The 18,619-nt window shown below is 70.7% G+C and carries 15 protein-coding genes; 5 read left to right on the top strand and 10 right to left on the bottom strand.

From position 1 onward, the window contains the following. Window positions 1-108: 108 nt before the first annotated feature. The 8 genes from ACWCRD_RS13420 to iolC all read right to left on the bottom strand — a co-directional run bounded on the left by ACWCRD_RS13420 (window position 109) and on the right by iolC (window position 11,632). Window positions 109-981 (bottom strand): ABC transporter permease, encoded by an 873-nt coding sequence (locus tag ACWCRD_RS13420; protein WP_450965995.1) that lies wholly within the window; start codon window positions 979-981, stop codon window positions 109-111. Then, a complete protein-coding gene (locus ACWCRD_RS13425; RefSeq protein ID WP_450965996.1) occupies window positions 978-3,740 on the bottom strand; it encodes a CocE/NonD family hydrolase in 2,763 nt (920 codons plus the stop codon). The genes ACWCRD_RS13420 and ACWCRD_RS13425 overlap by 4 nt, the downstream gene beginning before the upstream one ends. 184 nt (window positions 3,741-3,924) lie before the next feature. Continuing rightward, window positions 3,925-5,325 carry an APC family permease gene (locus ACWCRD_RS13430; RefSeq protein WP_450965997.1) on the bottom strand — a complete coding sequence of 467 codons (1,401 nt, stop codon included), beginning with the start codon at window positions 5,323-5,325 and terminating at the stop codon, window positions 3,925-3,927. Window positions 5,326-5,568: 243 nt separating this feature from the next. Continuing rightward, window positions 5,569-7,071 (bottom strand): CoA-acylating methylmalonate-semialdehyde dehydrogenase, encoded by a 1,503-nt coding sequence (gene mmsA / locus ACWCRD_RS13435; RefSeq protein ID WP_450965998.1) that lies wholly within the window; start codon window positions 7,069-7,071, stop codon window positions 5,569-5,571. 14 nt (window positions 7,072-7,085) lie between these two features. After that, window positions 7,086-8,972 carry a 3D-(3,5/4)-trihydroxycyclohexane-1,2-dione acylhydrolase (decyclizing) gene (gene iolD / locus ACWCRD_RS13440; protein ID WP_450965999.1) on the bottom strand — a complete coding sequence of 629 codons (1,887 nt, stop codon included), beginning with the start codon at window positions 8,970-8,972 and terminating at the stop codon, window positions 7,086-7,088. Continuing rightward, entirely contained in the window at window positions 8,969-9,796 is an 828-nt protein-coding gene (iolB, locus tag ACWCRD_RS13445) for a 5-deoxy-glucuronate isomerase (protein WP_450966000.1), read from the bottom strand. The genes iolD and iolB overlap by 4 nt, the downstream gene beginning before the upstream one ends. Window positions 9,797-9,803: 7 nt before the next feature. Beyond that, window positions 9,804-10,685: a Cgl0159 family (beta/alpha)8-fold protein gene (locus ACWCRD_RS13450; RefSeq protein ID WP_344402696.1), complete on the bottom strand. Its 882-nt coding sequence runs from the start codon at window positions 10,683-10,685 to the stop codon at window positions 9,804-9,806. Then, window positions 10,682-11,632, bottom strand: coding sequence for a 5-dehydro-2-deoxygluconokinase (iolC, locus tag ACWCRD_RS13455; protein WP_450966001.1), 951 nt, complete (start codon window positions 11,630-11,632; stop codon window positions 10,682-10,684). The genes ACWCRD_RS13450 and iolC overlap by 4 nt, the downstream gene beginning before the upstream one ends. Window positions 11,633-11,756: 124 nt before the next feature. On the opposite strand from iolC, the gene ACWCRD_RS13460 reads away from it, so the two are divergent. The 3 genes from ACWCRD_RS13460 (at window position 11,757) to ACWCRD_RS13470 (ending at window position 14,177) form a co-directional block, all read left to right on the top strand. Further along, window positions 11,757-12,677 carry a sugar phosphate isomerase/epimerase family protein gene (locus tag ACWCRD_RS13460; RefSeq protein WP_450966002.1) on the top strand — a complete coding sequence of 307 codons (921 nt, stop codon included), beginning with the start codon at window positions 11,757-11,759 and terminating at the stop codon, window positions 12,675-12,677. 642 nt (window positions 12,678-13,319) lie between these two features. Then, on the top strand, window positions 13,320-13,544 hold the full coding sequence (locus tag ACWCRD_RS13465) for a helix-turn-helix transcriptional regulator (protein WP_344402700.1): 225 nt from the start codon (window positions 13,320-13,322) through the stop codon (window positions 13,542-13,544). A gap of 60 nt (window positions 13,545-13,604) precedes the next feature. Further along, window positions 13,605-14,177 carry a GNAT family N-acetyltransferase gene (locus ACWCRD_RS13470; protein WP_450966003.1) on the top strand — a complete coding sequence of 191 codons (573 nt, stop codon included), beginning with the start codon at window positions 13,605-13,607 and terminating at the stop codon, window positions 14,175-14,177. Here ACWCRD_RS13470 and ACWCRD_RS13475 read toward each other — a convergent pair. Both ACWCRD_RS13475 and ACWCRD_RS13480 read right to left on the bottom strand, forming a co-directional pair. Further along, entirely contained in the window at window positions 14,158-15,201 is a 1,044-nt protein-coding gene (locus ACWCRD_RS13475) for a zinc-dependent alcohol dehydrogenase family protein (RefSeq protein ID WP_450966004.1), read from the bottom strand. The two genes, ACWCRD_RS13470 and ACWCRD_RS13475, sit on opposite strands and share 20 nt — an antisense overlap. Next, window positions 15,170-17,458 (bottom strand): MMPL family transporter, encoded by a 2,289-nt coding sequence (locus tag ACWCRD_RS13480; protein WP_450966005.1) that lies wholly within the window; start codon window positions 17,456-17,458, stop codon window positions 15,170-15,172. The genes ACWCRD_RS13475 and ACWCRD_RS13480 overlap by 32 nt, the downstream gene beginning before the upstream one ends. 131 nt (window positions 17,459-17,589) lie before the next feature. Here ACWCRD_RS13480 and ACWCRD_RS13485 point away from each other — a divergent pair, with 131 nt between their 5' ends. After that, complete coding sequence (locus ACWCRD_RS13485) at window positions 17,590-18,261, top strand: TetR/AcrR family transcriptional regulator (RefSeq protein ID WP_450966006.1); 672 nt, start codon at window positions 17,590-17,592, stop codon at window positions 18,259-18,261. A gap of 106 nt (window positions 18,262-18,367) precedes the next feature. Further along, window positions 18,368-18,607 (top strand): cation transporter, encoded by a 240-nt coding sequence (locus ACWCRD_RS13490; protein ID WP_115913507.1) that lies wholly within the window; start codon window positions 18,368-18,370, stop codon window positions 18,605-18,607. The last annotated feature ends 12 nt before the right edge of the window (window positions 18,608-18,619 follow it).

The following is an 18,619-nucleotide window of genomic DNA, read 5'->3' on the forward strand; positions in this document are numbered from 1 at the left end:
ACTGTGACGGCGCAGGGGGTCGGAATGTGCGGCACGGGGCGTTGCGGATGCATCTCAAGACGGCCACGATCATGGCCGGTCGAGACCGGTGGGTGATCCTCCGTTGACCTAGGACACCACGTCCTTGCGGGCGAAACCCCTGAAGGCCAGGGCGAACAGCACGAGCGCGTACGTTATGGAAATCGCCGTGCCCTGGATCATGCCGGACCACTCGGGATGCGGCTGGACGGCGTCCGCCCAGGCGAACTGCCAGTGCGCGGGCAGGAAGTCACGCCAGTGGCCGAGGGCCGTCACGGCGTCCAGGACATTGCCGACGATGGTGAGTCCGACGGCGCCACCGACCGCCCCGAGGGGCGCATCCGTCTTCGTCGAGAGCCAGAACGCCAGCCCCGCGGTGACCAGTTGGGACACGAAGATGAACGCCACGACCACCAGCAGTCGCTGGGCCGCCGTCCCCGAGTCCAGCGCACCGCCGGTGGGGATCTGCAGCGGGCCCCAGCCGTAGGCGGCCGTGCCCACGGCCAGGGCCACCACTGGGAGCAGGATCATCGCGGCCAGGCTGAGGCCGAGTCCGACGACGAGCTTGGACCACAGGAGGCGGGGCCGTGGGACGGGGGCGGCCAGCAGATAGCGCAGGGAGGACCAGCTCGCCTCGGACGCCACCGTGTCCCCGCAGAACAGGGCGACCGGGATGACGAGCAGGAAGCCCGCGGAGACGAAGAGGTTGACGGCAGCGAAGTTGGCCCCGGACGCGGTGGCCGTGTCCATCAGCGTCACCCGGCCGTCGCGGCCGCTCGGGTCGCCGCCGATCGCGAACGCGATGAGCAGCACGAACGGCAGCGCGGCGAGGATTCCCGCCATGATCAGCGTCCGGCGCCGCTTCAGCTGCCGGGCCAGTTCGACCCGTAGGGGCAGGGTGCGGGCGGCCCGGTAACCGGAGGCGGCGTGGAGGGGCTCGGTGTGCTCGGCCAGCGTGCTCATGCGGAACCTCCGATCAGGGTGAGGAAGGCGTCCTCCAGGCGGCGGTGGGGGCCGAGGGAAGCCACCGGGACTTCTAGGCGCACCAGCTCTACGAGGAGGTTGGCGGCGGTGCCGGTGCCCGTGCGGGCGGCTGCGGGCGGTGCGGAGGTGAGTGCCGGAGTTTGCCGGTGTTCGTCCGCGGCTACGTTGTGGCTGGTCGGGCAGTTCCCCGCGCCCCTATGGGGCGCCGGCGCCAGGCGGATCAGCAAGCCCCCATCCGTCCGTACCGCCGAGTCCACGCCCGGTAGGGCCGCGACCTTCTCCACCAGCGGATCCGGGATGTCGTCTGCCAGGCCGACGAGGAGGGTGTCGCCTGAGCCGATGATGTCGGCGACCGGGCCTGCCTGGACGAGGCGGCCGCGGTCCATGACGACCAGGTGGGTGCAGGACTGTTCGACCTCTGCCAGGAGGTGGCTGGAGACGATCACCGTGCGGCCGGCGGCCGCGTAGCGGATCAGCACCTCGCGCATCTCGCGGATCTGGGGCGGGTCCAGGCCGTTGGTCGGTTCGTCGAGGATGAGCAGGTCCGGCAGGCCCAGCATGGCCTGGGCGATGGCCAGGCGCTGGCGCATGCCCTGGGAGTAGGTGCGGACCGCGCGGGCCAGTGCGTCGCCGAGGCCCGCGATCTCCAGGGCCTCGTCCAGGTGGGCGTCCTCGGGCGGGCGGCCCGTCGCCTGCCAGTACAGCTCCAGGTTCTCGCGGCCGGACAGGTGCGGGAGGAAGCCCGCGCCCTCCACGAAGGCGCCGACCCGGGACAGGACCGGGGCGCCGGGGCGGATCGCCTGGCCGAAGACGCGGATCTCGCCGCCGTCCGGCCTGATCAGGCCCATCAGCATGCGCAGGGTCGTGGTCTTGCCCGCGCCGTTGGGACCGAGGAGGCCGAGCACCTGGCCCTTCTCCACGCGGAAGGACAGGTCCCGTACCGCGTAACGGTCCGCCGACTTGGCGTACCGCTTGCTCAGGTCCGTGATCTGGAGCGGGACGTCCGCCAGTTCGGGAGCCGGGGCCGGCGCGATCGTGCGGCGGCGGCCCGTCAGCAGCAGGGCCAGGGCGAGCACCGCGCCGGCCAGCGGGAGCCACCACACCCAGGACGGCAGCGGGGCGGCCGCGGTCGTCACGCCGGGTGCCGTCGGCACCTTCAGGTCGCCCTTGAGGGAGACGGTGTACGTCGCCGGGGCGGCCGGGGAGGCGTAGCCGAGGTCGGTGGAGGCGAGGACCAGGCGCAGCCGGTGGCCCTGTTCGACCTCGTGGTCGACGGCCGGGAGCGTGATCGTCACGTCCTTGCCGGACTTCGCGCCCTCGACCCGGACGGGGGTCACCAGCTGCGAGGGCAGCACGGGTGCGCCGCCGCCAGGACCGACGTCGTACACCTTTCCGAACAGCACGGCGTCGTCGCTGGTCGACTTGACGTGCACGGTGACCGTGGGCGATCCGGTGATCCGCAGGCCGGTGCTCACCGGTGCCGACTCGAATTGCGCGTACTGGCCGGGGAAGTCCAGCGACACCCCGACGCCGAGCGAGGACAGCTGGGCGAGGCCGCCGGAGCCGCCGAGGCCGGGCAGGGCGGAGACGGCGGGCGGGCTGGCACCCGCGGGGTTGGCGAAGCTCTGCTGCGAGCCCCTCAGCCGCACGGAGCGCTGTCCGCTCTCCAGGCCCGGGTACGTGTCGTCGGTCGCTCCCCGCAGTACGGCCGCGCCGTCCGTGGAGTCGACTCCTCCGGTGCGGGTGATGCGGAAGGCCGGGCCGGTGTCCGTGCCCTTCTCGTCCTTGAGGTACTGGTCGAACCAGGCACGCACGCGTGTCTGGACGCGGCTCGTCTCCATGTCGCCGCCGTCGTGCCCGCCGGCGATCCAGTCGACGTCGACCAAGGCGCCATGGGCACGGATGGCCTTCGCCGCCGCGTCCGCCTGGCCGAGCGGGAAGAGGGAGTCCGTCTGCCCCTGCACCAGCAGCGTCGGCACCTTGATCCGGTCTGCCACGGCGGACGGGGAGCGGGCGGCCAGCAGCTCACGCGCCTGCGCGTCGGGCTTGCCCGACTCCGCGACCCGCTCGTACATCCGGCACAGCTCGGGCTGGAACCTGCCGCAGCCGCCGCCGGAGTTGATGAAGATGCCCGCCCACAGCTTCTTGAAAACGCCGTTCGGGAACAGGGCGTCCGCCAGGTTCCAGTAGGTGATCGCCGGGGCGATGGCGTCCACCCGGTGGTCGTACCCCGCTGCCAGCAGGGAGATCGCGCCGCCGTACGAGGCGCCAGCGACGCCCACGCGCGGGTCGCCGGGCTTGTCGAGCTGGACCTGCGGCTGCTTCGCAAGCCAGTCGATCAGCTTGGAGACATCGGCGACCTCGGCCTTCGGGTCGTTCAGCCCGATCTTGCCGGTGGACTTCCCGAAGCCGCGGGCCGACCAGGTCAGCACCGCGTAACCGTCTGAGGCCAGGTCCTCCGCCTGCTGCCGGACGTCCTGCTTGCTGCCGCCGAAGCCGTGGGCGAGCAGGACGGCGGGGTGGCGGCCGCCGGTGGAGCCGGGGGTGAAGTACGAGGTGTCGATCCGTACCCCGTCCATCGCCATGATGCGGTCGGTGCGGTGCACCGGGGCCTTGTCGTCCGAGGCGACGGCCGTCCACGTTCCCGCGCCTGCGAGTACGACGACGGCGGCCCCGGCGGCCAGTAGCCTCCGGGGCCCCCGAAGCAGCCCGCGCAGGCGGGGCGGTCGAAGATCCATGACTCAACGGTACGGGGCGTCTCTGACAGTCGGGGCAGACCGTGGGGTGAACCCGAGGGCTCCTGTGTACCGCGGTTGGTGTACGGCTACTTGCTCGGGTACGTCTGTGGTCTGCCGACTGCGAGTGCGTCGTGGCTTGTCGCGCCCACGCGGCGGAGCCGCATATCGATACAGCCCCGCTCCCCTAAAAACGCTCGTCCTCCGGAAGTGAGACCAGCCACCGTGTGTCCCTGCGCGGGCGCAGGTAGAAGGCCCAGTACAGGGTGGCCGCCGCTGTGATGCCGCCCGTCCACAGGAGGTAGCTCGTCTCCTGCTGGCTGAGGATGTAGGCCAGGACCGCGATCAGCAGGATCGGCATGGCGGGCCACAGCGGCATGCGCCAGGCGGGGGTGTGTTTGTGGGAGCCGCGGCGGGACAGGAGGGCCGCTACCGCGACCAGGAGGTACATGCCCGTCACCGAGACGCCCGTGACGCCGTACAGGGTGTCCAGGTTCACGAAGCAGAGCAGGGCGCCGGGGACTCCGACCGCGAGGGTGGCGACCCAGGGGGAGCCGAAGCGGCCTAGCTTGGCGAAGACGTTGTTGACCGGTTCCGGCCAGGCCTTGTCGCGGGCCGAGGCGAACAGGACACGGGAGTTCTGGATGACCATGACGATGCCCGCGTTGATGATCGCGAGGGCCACGCAGAGGCTGACGAAGGTGCCGACCGCGGAGTTGGACCAGGCGGTGACCATGGAGCTGATGTCGCCGCCGGTCAGCGTGGAGAGGTCCGAGGCGCCCATGGTGATCGCCACCACCGGGACCAGGATGATCACCGTCGAGATGGCGAGGGTGGCCAGGACCGTGCGGGCGACGTTGCGGCGCGGGTGCTCCAGTTCCTCGGAGAGGTAGACGGCGGTCGAGAAGCCCTGGGTGACGAACAGGGCGATCGCCAGCCCTGACACCACCATCATCGCCGTCACCGTGTCCGTGTGGTGGCCGGAGCCCGCCACCTGCATGGAGACCAGGCTCCCGGCGCCCCGCTCGCTGTGTGCGAAGCCCAGGACCGCGACCACGGCCGCCGCGATGACCTCCAGGACCAGGAAGATGCCGGTGATCCAGGCGTTGGCCCGCAGGTCCAGCAGACCGGCGAGCGTCGCCAGGAGCATGACGCCCGCGCCCGCGACCGCCGGGTCCAGATGCACGACCGGCGCCAGGTAGTCCGCCGTGCCCATCGCGATCACCGGCGGGACGATCATGACGACCAGAAGGGAGAGGACGAAGACGAGCCAGCCCGCGAGCCGTCCGGCCATCGTCGAGACCATCGCGTACTCGCCGCCCGCGCTGGGGATCAGGGTGCCCAGCTCCGAGTAGCAGAACGCCACGGCGATACAGAGCAGGGAGCCGATGGCGATCGTCAGGGCGGTGGCGGTGCCGAGCGAGCCGAACAGATCCGGGACGACCACGAAGAGCGTGGAGGCCGGGGTCACGCAGGAGAGGGTGAGGAGAGTGCCGCCGACCACCCCGATGGAGCGTTTGAGGGCCTTGGGGCTGCTGTCCGCCGTCTGAGGGACGGCGGTCTCGGCAGGGCGGAGCATGTCGGTCATACGGCGGATTCCGATCGACTCGTGCGGATGCCTCCGGCGGCTGGGTGGCTGCATGGAATCCCGACGGAAACCGTCGCGTCAATGCTTCGTCACCTGCGGAATCCGTAGCCAGATGACCTTACGGATGTTGATTACGACACAACGGGTCGGTCAGTGTGGGCGCTTGTCCCGCTACGGGAATCGCAGCGTGCGCCCGCAAAAAAATGGGGCCGTCCGCATGGCGGACGGCCCCTGACGCCCTCGTCAGTGGTTGCGCGGGAAGCCCAGGTCGACGCCGGAGGGGGCGTCGGCGGGGTCGGGCCAGCGGGTGGTGACGACCTTGCCGCGGGTGTAGAAGTGCGTGCCGTCGTTGCCGTAGATGTGGTGGTCCCCGAAGAGGGAGTCCTTCCAGCCGCCGAAGCTGTGGTAGCCGACGGGGACCGGGATCGGGACGTTCACGCCGACCATGCCGGCCTCGATCTCCAGCTGGAAGCGGCGGGCGGCGCCGCCGTCCCGGGTGAAGATCGCGGTGCCGTTGCCGAACGGCGAGGAGTTGATCAGCGCCACGCCCTCCTCGTAGGTGTCCACGCGCAGCACGCACAGCACCGGGCCGAAGATCTCGTCCTGGTAGGCCTTGGCGGTGGTGGGCACCTTGTCGAGGAGCGAGATGCCGATCCAGTGGCCGTCCTCGAAGCCCTCGACGGTGTAGCCGGTGCCGTCGAGCACGACCTCGGCGCCCTCGGCCGCCGCACCGGAGACGTAGGAGGCCACCTTGTCGCGGTGGACCTTCGTGATCAGCGGGCCCATCTCGGAGGTCGGGTCGTTGCCGGGGCCGATCTTGATCTTCTCGGCGCGCTCGCGGATCTTCTCCACCAGCTCGTCGCCGATGGAGCCGACCGCGACGACCGCGGAGATGGCCATGCAGCGCTCGCCCGCGGAGCCGTAGGCGGCCGACACGGCGGCGTCGGCGGCCGCGTCCAGGTCGGCGTCCGGCAGGACCAGCATGTGGTTCTTGGCGCCGCCCAGCGCCTGCACCCGCTTGTGGTTCGCGGCGGCGGTGGTGTGGATGTAGCGGGCGATCGGGGTGGAGCCGACGAACGACACCGCCTTGACGTCCGGGTGCTCCAGGAGGCGGTCGACGGCCACCTTGTCGCCGTGCACGACGTTGAAGACGCCGTCCGGCAGACCGGCCTCGGCGAGCAGCTCGGCGAGCTTGACGGAGGCCGACGGGTCCTTCTCGGAGGGCTTGAGGACGAAGGTGTTGCCGGTCGCGATGGCGATCGGGAACATCCACATCGGGACCATCGCCGGGAAGTTGAACGGCGTGATGCCCGCGACGACACCCAGCGGCTGGCGGATCGAGGAGACGTCGACGCGGCTGGCGACCTGCGTGGACAGCTCGCCCTTGAGCTGCACGTTGATGCCGCACGCGAGGTCGACGATCTCCAGGCCGCGGGCCACCTCGCCGAGCGCGTCGGAGTGCACCTTGCCGTGCTCGGCGGTGATCAGCTCGGCGATCGCGTCGCGGTTGGCGTCCAGCAGCGCACGGAAGCGGAAGAGGATCTCCGTGCGCTTGGCCAGCGAGGACTGGCCCCAGGTCACGAAGGCGTCCTTGGCCGCCGCCACCGCCGCGTCGACCTCGTCGACCGAGGCGAAGGCGACCTTCGTGGTGACCGCGCCGGTCGCAGGGTCGGTGACCGGCCCGTACGTGCCCGACGCGCCTTCGACGGTCTTGCCGCCGATCCAGTGGTTGACGATCTTCGTCATGCCCAGTTGCTCCTTCACAGATGGCGGCGTCGGGTCGAGACGTGCCGTTCGTACAGCTCGCGGGCCTTCACCGCCGACGGTCGGGTCGCGGTCTCGGCCACAGGTACATCCCACCAGGCCTGCGCCGGCGGCGGGCCCGACACAGTGTCGGCCGTTTCGGTCTCGACGTAGACACATGTGGGTGTGTCGGCGGCGCGCGCCTCGGCGAGCGCCGTCCGCAGGTCCGCCACGGTCTTCGCGCGCAGCACGCGCATGCCCAGACTGGCGGCGTTGGCGGCGAGGTCCACGGGCAGCGGCGCCCCCGTGTACGTACCGTCATCGGACTGGAAGCGGTACGCGGTGCCGAACCGCTCGCCGCCCACCGACTCGGACAGACCGCCGATGGACGCGTACCCGTGGTTCTGGATCAGGAGGACCTTGATCGCGACGCCCTCCTGTACGGCGGTCACGATCTCCGTCGGCATCATCAGATACGTCCCGTCGCCGACCAGCGCCCACACGGGCCGGTCCGGTGCGGCCAGCTTCACGCCGATCGCGGCGGGTATCTCGTAGCCCATGCAGGAGTAGCCGTACTCCAGGTGGTACTGGTCCCGCGACCGCGCCCGCCACAGTTTGTGCAGGTCACCGGGGAGGGAGCCGGCCGCGTTGATGATCACGTCCGACTCGTCCACCAGCGCGTCCAGGGCGCCGAGGACCTGCGGCTGCGTCGGGCGCACGTCCGGTTCGTCGGCCTCGTAGCAGGCATCGACGCGCTGTTCCCAGCGCTCCTTGTCCTCGGTGTACTCGGTGACATAGGAGGCCGGGACCTCGTACGCGTGCAGGTCGAGGGCCGCGGTCAGCTCCTGGAGGCCGCTGCGGGCGTCCGCGATCAGAGGCAGGCCGGCGAGCTTGTGGCCGTCGAAGGACGCGATGTTGAGGTTGAGGAAGCGCACGCCCTCGCCGGTGAAGAGGGTCCCGGAGGCCGTGGTGAAGTCGGTGTACCTGGTCCCCACGCCGATCACCAGATCGGCGGTGCGGGCGAGTTCGTTCGCGGTCGCCGTACCGGTGTGGCCGATGCCGCCGACGTCCTGTGGGTGGTCGTGGCGCAGGGAGCCCTTGCCGGCCTGGGTGGAGGCGGCCGGGATGCCGGTGGCCTCGGCGAACTCGGCGAGGGCCTCCTCGGCGCGGCTGTGGTGGACGCCGCCGCCGGCGATGACGAGCGGCCTGCGCGCGGACCTGATCGCCCGTACGGCCTCGGCGAGTTCGGCCGGGTCGGCGCCCGGACGTCGTACGACCCAGGTGCGCTCGGCGAAGAACTCGTCCGGCCAGTCGAAGGCCTCCGCCTGGACGTCCTGCGGGAGGGTCAGGGTCACGGCGCCGGTCTCGACGGGGTCGGTCAGCACGCGCATGGCGTTCAGGGCCGACGGGATCAGGGACTCCGGCCGGGTGATGCGGTCGAAGTACCTCGACACCGGGCGCAGGCTGTCGTTGACCGACACATCGCCGGCGTACGGGACTTCGAGCTGCTGGAGCACCGGGTCGGCGGGGCGGGTGGCGAAGACGTCGCCGGGCAGGAGCAGCACCGGGAGATGGTTGACGGTCGCGAGGGCGGCGCCCGTGACGAGGTTCGTCGCGCCCGGGCCGATGGAGGTCGTCACCGCGTGCGTGGACAGGCGGCCCGACTGCCTCGCGTAACCGACCGCCGCGTGCACCATGGCCTGTTCGTTGCGGCCCTGGTGGAACGGCATGTCGTCGGCGTACTCCACGAGCGCCTGGCCGATGCCCGCCACGTTTCCGTGGCCGAAGATGCCCCAGGTGGCGCCGATCAGCCTCTGCCGGACGCCGTCGCGCTCGGTGTACTGGGCCGACAGGAAGCGGACGAGTGCCTGCGCGACCGTGAGCCTCGTCGTTGAGGACGTCATCGGTAACCCTCCGTATGTTCCGGATGGAAGCAGATCCGCCACTCCCGAGTCTCCCCCGGGCCCGCCATGACGTTGAGGTAGTACATGTCGTGGCCGGGCTGGGCGATGGACGGGCCGTGCCATCCGTCGGGGACGAGGACGGCGTCGCCGGAGCGGACCTCCGCGAGGACGTCCGATCCGCCCTCACGGGAGGGTGATACGCGCTGATAGCCGAAACCGTTCGGGCCGTCGATCTCGAAGTAGTAGATCTCCTCCAGCTCCGCCTCCACACCCGGCCGGTGCTCGTCGTGCTTGTGCGGCGGGTACGAGGACCAGTTGCCGCCGGGGGTGATGACCTCGACGGCGATGAGCCTGTCGCAGTCGAAGGCGTCGGCGGAGGCGAAGTTGCGGACGTGCCGCAACTGGGTGCCGCTGCCGCGCTCTTCGACGGGGACCTCCGGCGCGGGGCCGTAGCGGGCGGGGAGTCGTCGCTCGCACTTCGCTCCTGCCAGGGCGAAGCGGCCTCCCGCGCCGGAGGCGATCTGGACCCGGGCGTCACGGGGTGCGTACGCGAAGTCGGAGACCGACGCGAACACGCTGTCCCTGCCCAGGAGTTGGAACTCTTCGTCGCTTGTGCCGTCGGCTGTGCGCACGGTACATCCGCCCTGCAGCGGAAGCACGATCCACTCACTGTCGCCGGTGGTGAAGGTGTGTGTACCACCCGGCTCCAGCTCGACGATCCGCAGACTGCAGTACGCCCAGCCGGCCCGCTTCGGGTCGATGTCGAGCGCGTAATTGGCGTCCGCGGTGGTGCCCCGCGCGACGTACAGCTCCTTGCTGCTCATGCGGTCCTCACAGCAGTCCTACGGCGGTGTCGACGGCGGCGGCCACATCGCCGTCCGCCGGGTACAGCAGCGAACGGCCGACCACCAGGCCGCGCACGGTCGGGAGCTGGAGGGCGCCGCGCCACTTCTCGTACGCGCCGTCCTGGTCGTCGCCGACCTCGCCGCCCAGAAGGACGGCGGGCAGCGTGGAGGTCTCCATGACCTCGGACATGTCGTCCGGGTTCTCGGTGACCGGCAGCTTCAGCCAGGTGTAGGCCGAGGTGCCGCCCAGCCCGGAGGCGATGGCGATGGACTTGGTGACGGCCTCGGCGGACAGGTCGTTCTTCAGCCGGCCCTCGTCCGTGCGGCGGCTGAGGAACGGCTCGACGAAGACGGGCAGTCCGCGCGCGGCCATGTCGTCGATGGCGCGGGCGGTGGACTCCAGGGTGGTGAGGGAGCCCGGGTCGTCGTAGTCGATGCGCAGGAGCAGCTTGCCGGCGTCGAAGCCGAGGCGCTCGATGTCCTCGGCGCGATGGCCGGTGAAACGGTCGTCGAGCTCGAAGCTGGCGCCCTGGAGTCCGCCGCGGTTCATCGAGCCCATGACGACCTTGCCGTCGAGGGCGCCGAGGAGCAGCAGGTCGTCGAGGATGTCGGCGGTGGCGAGGACGCCGTCGACGCCGGGCCGGGAGAGCGCAAGGCAGAGGCGTTCCAGCAGGTCGGCGCGGTTGGCCATGGCGAACCTGCGGTCGCCGACACCGAGCGCGCCGCGGGCCGGGTGGTCGGCGGCGACGATCATCAGCCGGCCGGAGTCACCGAGCAGCGGCCTGCGGGTGCGGCGGGCGGCGGCCTCCGCTATCGCCTCGGGGCGGTGGGCGCGGATGCGGACGAGCTCCGCCACGTCGACGGTCACAGTACGGCCCCCGCGGAGAGCGCGGCCTCGATCTCGTCGGTGGTCGGCATGGCGGAGGAGCACTCCAGACGGGAGGCGACGATCGCGCCGGCCGCATTGGCGTGCCGCATGATCGTCTCCAGGTCCCGGCCCTCCAGCAGACCGTGGCAGAGGGAACCGCCGAAGGCGTCGCCGGCGCCGAGGCCGTTGAGGACGTTCACCGGGAGCGGCGGGACCTCGGCGGACTCGCCCTTGCTGTTCACGGCGAGCACGCCCTTCGGGCCCTGCTTGACCACGGCGAGTTCGACGCCCGCGTCCAGCAACGCCTGGGCGGCGGCCTGCGGTTCACGCACTCCGGTGGCGACCTCCACCTCGTCGAGGTTGCCGACCGCGACGGTGGTGTGGCGCAGGGCCTCCTGGTAGAAGGGCCGGGCGGAGGCGGGGTCGCCCCAGAACATGGGGCGCCAGTCGAGGTCGAAGACCGTCGTACCGGCCTTCGCGCGGTGGGCGAGGGCCGCCAGCGTCGCCGTACGGCTGGGCTCCTCGCTCAGACCGGTGCCGGTGACCCAGAAGATACGGGCGTCGCGGATGGCGTCGAGATCGAGCTCGTGGGCGTCTATCTCCAGGTCGGGGGCCTTGGGCTGCCGGTAGAAGTACAGCGGGAAGTCGTCCGGCGGGAAGATCTCGCAGAAGGTCACCGGGGTGGGCAGGCCCTGCACCGGCGTGACCCAGCGGTCGTCGACTCCGAAGCCCCGCAGGGCCTCGTGCAGATAGGTGCCGAAGGGGTCGTCGCCGGTGCGCGTGATCACCGCCGTACGGCGTCCGAGGCGGGCCGCCGCGACCGCGACGTTCGTCGCCGAGCCGCCGAGGAACTTGCCGAAGCTCGTCACCTGCGGCAGCGGGACACCGGTCTGGAGCGGATACAGGTCCACTCCGATCCGCCCCATGGTGATCAGGTCGTACGCCATCGGCTTCCCTTCGTTACGGCTCTCCCCGCGTTTCTAGCCCCGTACGCGGAGCCCTGTCAATGTTTTGTCCAGACATTCGGACGAGACCTTGACAGCGCTTACCGTCGCACCGAAGCTGACCGGCATGACGTCGTTGTCACCCTCTTCTTCCTCACTGTCCCGCATCCGGATCGGGTCGGCTCCCGACTCCTGGGGTGTGTGGTTCCCCGACGACCCGCAGCAGGTCCCCTGGCAGCGCTTCCTCGACGAGGTCGCGCAGTCCGGCTACGAGTGGATCGAGCTGGGCCCTTACGGCTACCTGCCGACCGATCCGGCCGTTCTCGCCGAGGAGACCTCCCGGCGTGGCCTGAAGGTGTCGGCGGGGACCGTGTTCACGGGCCTGCACCACGGTGAGGGGGTGTGGGAGAAGACCTGGGCGCATGTAGCGGACAACGCGGTGCTCGCGCAGGCCATGGGCGCCTCCCACCTGGTGGTCATCCCGTCCTTCTGGCGGGACGACAAGACCGGTGAGGTGCTGGAGCCGGACACCCTGACGGCCGAGCAGTGGCGGAATCTGACCTCGCTGACCGAGCGGCTCGGGCGGGAGGTGCGGGAGCGGTACGGGCTGCAGATCGTCGTCCATCCGCATGCCGACACGCATATCGACAGCGAGGAGAACGTCGTCCGGTTCCTGGACGGGACGGACTCCGAGCTGGTGTCGCTGTGCCTGGACACGGGGCACTACGCGTACTGCGGCGGGGACAGCGTCAAGCTGATCGAGACGTATGGGGAGCGGATCGGGTATCTGCACCTCAAGCAGGTGGACCCGGAGATCCTTGCTGACGTCCGGGCCAACCAGGTGCCGTTCGGGCCCGCGGTGGCGCGGGGTGTGATGTGCGAGCCCCCGGCGGGGGTGCCGGCGTTGGGGCCTGTGCTGGAGGCCGCGCAGAAGCTGGACGTGGATCTCTTCGCCATCGTCGAGCAGGACATGTATCCGTGTGAGCCGGACAAGCCGTTGCCGATTGCTCAGCGGACTCGGGCGTTTCTGCGGTCCTGCGGTGCGTGAGGGCGCCTGATCGTCTGCGGGGTTCTGCGCTCCTGCGGGTTCGTCGTGGCTTGTCGCGCCCCCGCGACGGAAGCCGCACATTGGCCCTGCCCCGCGGTCCTCTGACGGAGTGCAGCACGGGTGGATGACAGCTGGGGCGCAGGTCGGTGCGGACACGGCCGTGCTGATGATGCCGTCGGCGCGGCGGTTGCCGGCTCAGGGGCGCGGGCAGGCGCCTGCGGCGGGTCGGATGACCGGCGAGGCGACGACTCTGTTGCTCACATCCCAGCGAAGTGCGCCCTTTCCAAGACCGGCAGGGTCCGCTGAATGCACGCTGCTCTTCCGGGCGGTGATCCCGGAGGGAGGTCTCCGGCGACACCGCCACGGGGACCCGGGGGGCGGGCCCGGCTCATCTCGCCGTTGTCAACGCACCACGCGTCCGAGCCCACGCGCGCGTTTGCTTCGCTCGTGTCACAAACACCCCTTCCCTGTCACGGGTGTCCCAGGTGAGCGAGGCTTGTGTCACACCTGCCCCACAGGCCCTGCCTTGCCCTCACGATCCGTCGTTGACCAGGCACAGATATGTGATCGCCAGCGCAGCGCCCGGTTCCCCCGACGGCCGCCCCCGGCCGCCCCCGCGGTGCGCGCGGGGAGGTGCTACCCATGACCGACCGAAGGCTCTGGTCGTACAAGGAGATCGCGGCGCACATCAAGGTGCAGCCGGACACCGTGCGGTCCTACCGCAAACACGGGCTGCTGCCGCCGCCCGACCACGTCGAGGGTGGCAAGCCCTTCTGGTACGCGGACACCGTCCGCGCCTGGGTCGCCTCGCGGCCCGGAAACCGCGGTCGCAGAGACGACGAGGCCCCCGACCACCCGTTCTCCTGACCTCCTGACCTGCCGGAAAACGATCTGCGCCCCACCTGACCAGTGGGGCACAGTCGTCTCATGAGCGACTTCTCCGTGAAACCCGTCCTGGCCGGCGAGAGGACCGTCCTGCGGCCCTTCACCGCGGCCGACGCCGAGATGATGTGGAAGATCATCGAGGACCCCGAGGTCATCCGCTTCACCTACGAGCCGTCGACCGAACTCAGTCCGGAGGGCCTGCGGTCCTGGTACGGCTCCCGGGCCACCGCCCCCGACCGGCTCGACCTCGCCGTCACCGACCCGGACAGCGGCGAACTTCTCGGCGAGGTGGTCCTGTACGACTGGGATCCGGCGGCGCGTGGTTGCACGTTCCGCACCCTCATCGGACCGAGGGGGCGTGGCCGCGGCATCGGCACCGAGGCCACCCGGCTCATCGTCGGGTACGGATTCGAGCAACTCGGCCTCCACCGGATCCAGTTGGAGGCCTACGGCCACAACCGACGCGCCCTGCACGTCTACGAGAAGGTCGGGTTCATCGTCGAGGGTGTGCGGCGGGAGGTGCAGCTACGGCACGGGGAGTGGGCCGACGAGGTGATCATGTCGATCCTCGACCGGGAGTGGGCCGCCCGCTCTTTCAACTCCACGGCTCGATGACCGTCACCCCCGCTCCCGGCGCCGTCCCCATCGCAGCCAGCGCGTCCGGGGTCGCGTCCAGGGTGATCGTGGACGTGACCAGCAGGTCGGGGCGGAGCACGCCCGCTCTGACCAGCTCCAGCATCGGCGGGTAGGTGTGCGCCGCCATGCCGTGGCTGCCGAGGAGTTCGAGCTCCAGGGCGATCGCTCGCGCCATCGGGACGGGGGTCGTGCCGGTGGGCGAGGGGAGCAGGCCCACCTGGACGTGGCGTCCACGACGGCGCAGGCCGTTCACCGAGGCGGCGCAGGTGGCGGGTGAGCCGAGGGCGTCGAGGGACAGCTGGGCGCCGCCGCCGGTCAGCTCACGGATCGCCGCGGCCGTGTCGGGTGCCCGCCTCGCATCCACACACTCCGTCGCGCCGAACTTCCGCGCCAGGTCCAGGGCCTGAGGCGATACGTCCACCGCGATCACCCGCGCCCCCGATGCGGCCGCGATCATCACCGCGGACAGGCCCACACCCCCGCAGCCGTGCACCGCGACCCACTCCCCCGCCGCCACCCGGCCCTGCTGCACGACCGCGCGGAAGGCCGTGGCGAACCGGCAGCCCAGCGCTGCCGCTGTGGCGAACGACAGCTCCTGGGGTACGGCGACGAGGTTCACGTCGGCGTGGTCCAGCGCGACGTACTGCGCGAACGAGCCCCAGTGGGTGAAGCCGGGCTGGGTCTGGCGTTCGCACACCTGCTGGTCGCCCGCAGCGCATGCCGCGCAGCTGCCGCAGGCGCAGACGAAGGGAACGGTGACGCGGTCGCCCGGGTGCCAGGCGGTCACTCTGTCGCCGACTGCCTCGACGACACCGGCCAGTTCGTGGCCCGGTACGTGCGGCAGGGTGATGTCCGGGTCGTGACCCTGCCAGCCGTGCCAGTCGCTTCGGCAGAGGCCGGTGGCTTCGACCCGTACGACCACTCCGTGGTCGGTGGGGCGGGGGTCGGATACGTCTCGTACCTCGGCCGGCTCACCGTATTGCTCGAACACCACTGCCCGCATGTGGGCTCCCATCGTCGTCCGTTTCTGCGGGTACATCGTGGCTGGTCGCGCCCCGCGGCGGAGCCGCACATCGATACTGCCCCGCGCCCCTCACGGGGCGCTCGTCGTCGCCCTCACTCAGACCGAACCGTTCGTGGAACCGCCGCAACGGCCCCGGTGCCCACCAAGTAGCCCTGCCCGTCAGCCTCATCACCGCCGGTACCAACAGGCTTCGTACGATCATCGCGTCCATCAGTACCGCCAGGGCGATGCCCAGGCCAAGCATCTTGGTGTTGGTGACCCGGGAGGTGCCGATGGCGACCATCACCACTGCCAGGATCACCGCCGCCGCCGTGATCAGGCCGCCCGTGCGCTGCAGGCCGTGGCGGACCGCCTCGTTGTGGTCGCCCGTTCTGTCGTACTCCTCCTTGATGCGGGAGAGCAGGAAGACGCCGTAGTCCATGGAGAGGCCGAAGGCCACGCAGAACATCAGGACCGGCAGGGTGGTCTCTATCGAGCCGGGGCTGGTGAAGCCGAGCAGGCCGGACAGGTGGCCGTCCTGGAAGACCCAGACCACCGCGCCGAACATGGCGGTCAGGCTGAGTGCGTTGAGCACCACGGCCTGGATCGGTATCAGCAGGCTGCCGGTCAGCAGGAAGACCAGGAGCAGGGTGACGATCGCGATGAAGGCGGCCGCCCAGGGCAGGCGCTCGGCTATCGCGTGCTTGGAGTCGACCAGGACGGCCGCCGTGCCGGTCACCTTGGTGTCGAAGGGGGCGTGCGTGGCGCGCAGTTCACCCACCAGGCGTTGGGCGGCGTCGTCCACGGCCTCACCCCTCGGCAGCACGGTGAAGTACGCCGACTGCCCCTTCACCAGCGGGCCGTCGACCCTCAGCACACCGGGCAGGCCAGCTATCCGGTCCTTGTACGCGGTGTACTCGGCGGGGGTCGAGCTGCCCTCGGCGAGCACCTCCAGGCCGCCGCCGGGGCTGCCCGGGAAGCCGTCGCGGATGTGCTGCTGGACCACGTGGGACTCTGCGGTCGAGGGGAGCTGGCGGTCGTCCGCGGTGCCGAACTTCACGCCCAGGAAGGGCAGTCCGAGGACGATCAGGACGGTCGTGGTCGCCACGGCGAAGAGCGGGGCCCGGCGCATCACTAGGGTCGCCGTCCGCGCCCAGGCTGTGCCCTCCTCGCCGGAGGCCTTCGGGGCCCGTCCGCGTCGGAACAGGCGGCGCAGATCCAGGGAGTTGACCCGGTGTCCGAGCAGCACCAGGGCGGCCGGGAGCAGGATCAGCGCGGCCGCGGCGGCCAGCAGGACGACCGCTATGCCGGCGTAGGCGAAGGACCGCAGGAAGTACTGCGGGAAGAGCAGCATCGCCGCGAGGGAGACCGCGACCGTGAGGGAGGAGAAGAGGACGGTGCGGCCGGCTGTGCGCAGGGTCGTGCCCACTGCCGTCAACGGGTCGGCGCCCGTGGACAGTTCTTCACGGAAGCGGCGGACGATGAACAGTGCGTAGTCGATGGCCAGGCCCAGGCCCAGGGCCGTGGTGAGGTTCATCGCGAAGACCGAGACGTCGGTGAACTCGGTCAGGCCGCGCAGCACCGCGTTCGTGCCGAGGATCGCGATGATGCCGATGCCCAGCGGCAGCAGGGCGGCGATCGCCGACCCGAAGACCATCACCAGCAGCACGAGCGTCACCGGCAGGGCGATCATCTCGGCGCGGGTCAGGTCCTCCTTGATGATCGTCTGCATCTCGTGCCGCACGGCGACGAGGCCGCCGACCTTCACCTGCACCGCGCCGTGTGTGCCGCGGTAGTGGGGCGCGATGCGGTCCAGGGTGTCGCCCATCGCCTTCTCGTCGCCCGTGATGTGGGCGGCGATCAGCGCCTCATGGCCGTCCTTGGACCGGAGGGCGGGCGATGTGGACTGCCAGTAGGAGCCGACGCCCATGACGCCCTTCTCTCCGGCCAGGCGCGCGGTGAGGCGCCGGGCCTGGGCGGCGACGGCAGGGTCGTCCACCGAGGAACGGCCCGCGTCGACGAGCAGCAGCAGGTTGGGCTGGGAGTCCGGGAACTCGCGCTCCAGCGCCTTGGTCGCATACGTCGACTGGGCGGCCGGGTCCTCCCAGCCGCCGCTGCCCAGGCGGTCGGCGACCCCGCTGCCGGCCAGCACGGCGAGCGCGGTGATGACCAGCGCCACCAACAGCGACAGCCGCGGGCGGGCGGTCACGAAACGGGTCCAGCCCCCGGGGCGCGGTGGTTTGTTGACTTCGGTCATCGTGCGGTGTCCCCTTCACCGTGGAAACCATAAACTGGCAAACACGAGACAGCGCTCGCGTTTCAACTGGATCCAGAATGCGAGCGACCGCTCGTGTTTGTCAATCGCGTTCGGAGAACTGGGGATAACGCGTGCCCGAGAACTCACAGAAGGAGCAGCCGCGCCGCCGCCAGGCCCGCGGCGAGCGCCGCATCGCCCAGCTACTGGAAGCCGCCGCCTCGGTCTTCTGCACCACCGGCTACACGGCCGCCAGCACCAACGCCATCGCCCGCGAGGCCGGCGTCTCGCCGGGCACGCTGTACCAGTTCTTCCCGAACAAGGAAGCGATCGCGATCGAGCTGGGCGACCGGCTGATGCACGAGATGCGGGAGACGTACGGCGAGGCGCTCGCGCCGGTCGACCCGGCGACGCCACTGGAGGAGGCCGTCGGTGCCGCCGTGGACCGGTTCATCGCCTTCAACTGCGACCACCCGGTGTTCTTCGCGCTGATGCACGGCCCCGACATCCCGGGCCGGATCGCCGAGGAGCACGACGCCCTGCACGCGACCCTGGTCTCCCGGATCGAGGCCCTGCTGTCCTCACTGCTGCCGGACGCGCCCCCGGCCGACGTCAGCCGCACCGCGCATGTCTGCCTCGGCATGTACAAGGCGGGCCTGGAGCTGGTGCTGGCGCACGAGGGCGCCGAGCGCGACGCCTACACCCAGGAGATCAAGAACGTACTGATCCGCTATCTGGCGCCCCTGGTCGGCGACCGGCTGGGCACCCGCAAGGACACGGGCGCCGCCACGACTCGCACCGTATGAGCGCCGCACCTCTCCCTGGATGGGTACCCCCTAGGGGTATAGTGTGAGAAGTGGAGGGCCTCCCGTGGGCCCCCGCAGCCCCACACGCCTCGACGAGGAGAACGACATGACCGCCCAGACCGACACCCCGGGTACCGTCACCGCCGTCTACAAGGTGAGCGGCATGAGCTGCGGACACTGCGAGGGTTCCGTCTCCGGTGAGATCCGCGAGCTTCCCGGCGTCAGCTCGGTGACGGCCGTCGCCGCGTCCGGTGAGGTCACCGTCGTCTCCGCGGCCCCGCTCGACGAGGCCGCCGTGCGCGCCGCGGTGGACGAGGCGGGCTTCGAGCTCGTCGGCCAGGTCTGACCAAGGCCCGGG

Source organism: Streptomyces sp. NPDC002092, assembly GCF_053593775.1.

Excerpts from the sequence above, each read along its gene's own strand:
- ACWCRD_RS13475 (WP_450966004.1), bottom strand. The coding sequence starts at position 15,201 with ATGCGGGCAGTGGTGTTCGAGCAATACGGTGAGCCGGCCGAGGTACGA.
- ACWCRD_RS13425 (WP_450965996.1), bottom strand. The coding sequence starts at position 3,740 with ATGGATCTTCGACCGCCCCGCCTGCGCGGGCTGCTTCGGGGGCCCCGG.
- ACWCRD_RS13480 (WP_450966005.1), bottom strand. The coding sequence starts at position 17,458 with ATGACCGAAGTCAACAAACCACCGCGCCCCGGGGGCTGGACCCGTTTC.
- ACWCRD_RS13460 (WP_450966002.1), top strand. The coding sequence starts at position 11,757 with ATGACGTCGTTGTCACCCTCTTCTTCCTCACTGTCCCGCATCCGGATC.
- iolB (WP_450966000.1), bottom strand. The coding sequence starts at position 9,796 with ATGAGCAGCAAGGAGCTGTACGTCGCGCGGGGCACCACCGCGGACGCC.
- ACWCRD_RS13430 (WP_450965997.1), bottom strand. The coding sequence starts at position 5,325 with ATGACCGACATGCTCCGCCCTGCCGAGACCGCCGTCCCTCAGACGGCG.
- iolD (WP_450965999.1), bottom strand. The coding sequence starts at position 8,972 with ATGACGTCCTCAACGACGAGGCTCACGGTCGCGCAGGCACTCGTCCGC.
- mmsA (WP_450965998.1), bottom strand. The coding sequence starts at position 7,071 with ATGACGAAGATCGTCAACCACTGGATCGGCGGCAAGACCGTCGAAGGC.
- ACWCRD_RS13465 (WP_344402700.1), top strand. The coding sequence starts at position 13,320 with ATGACCGACCGAAGGCTCTGGTCGTACAAGGAGATCGCGGCGCACATC.
- ACWCRD_RS13490 (WP_115913507.1), top strand. The coding sequence starts at position 18,368 with ATGACCGCCCAGACCGACACCCCGGGTACCGTCACCGCCGTCTACAAG.
- ACWCRD_RS13420 (WP_450965995.1), bottom strand. The coding sequence starts at position 981 with ATGAGCACGCTGGCCGAGCACACCGAGCCCCTCCACGCCGCCTCCGGT.
- ACWCRD_RS13470 (WP_450966003.1), top strand. The coding sequence starts at position 13,605 with ATGAGCGACTTCTCCGTGAAACCCGTCCTGGCCGGCGAGAGGACCGTC.
- iolC (WP_450966001.1), bottom strand. The coding sequence starts at position 11,632 with ATGGCGTACGACCTGATCACCATGGGGCGGATCGGAGTGGACCTGTAT.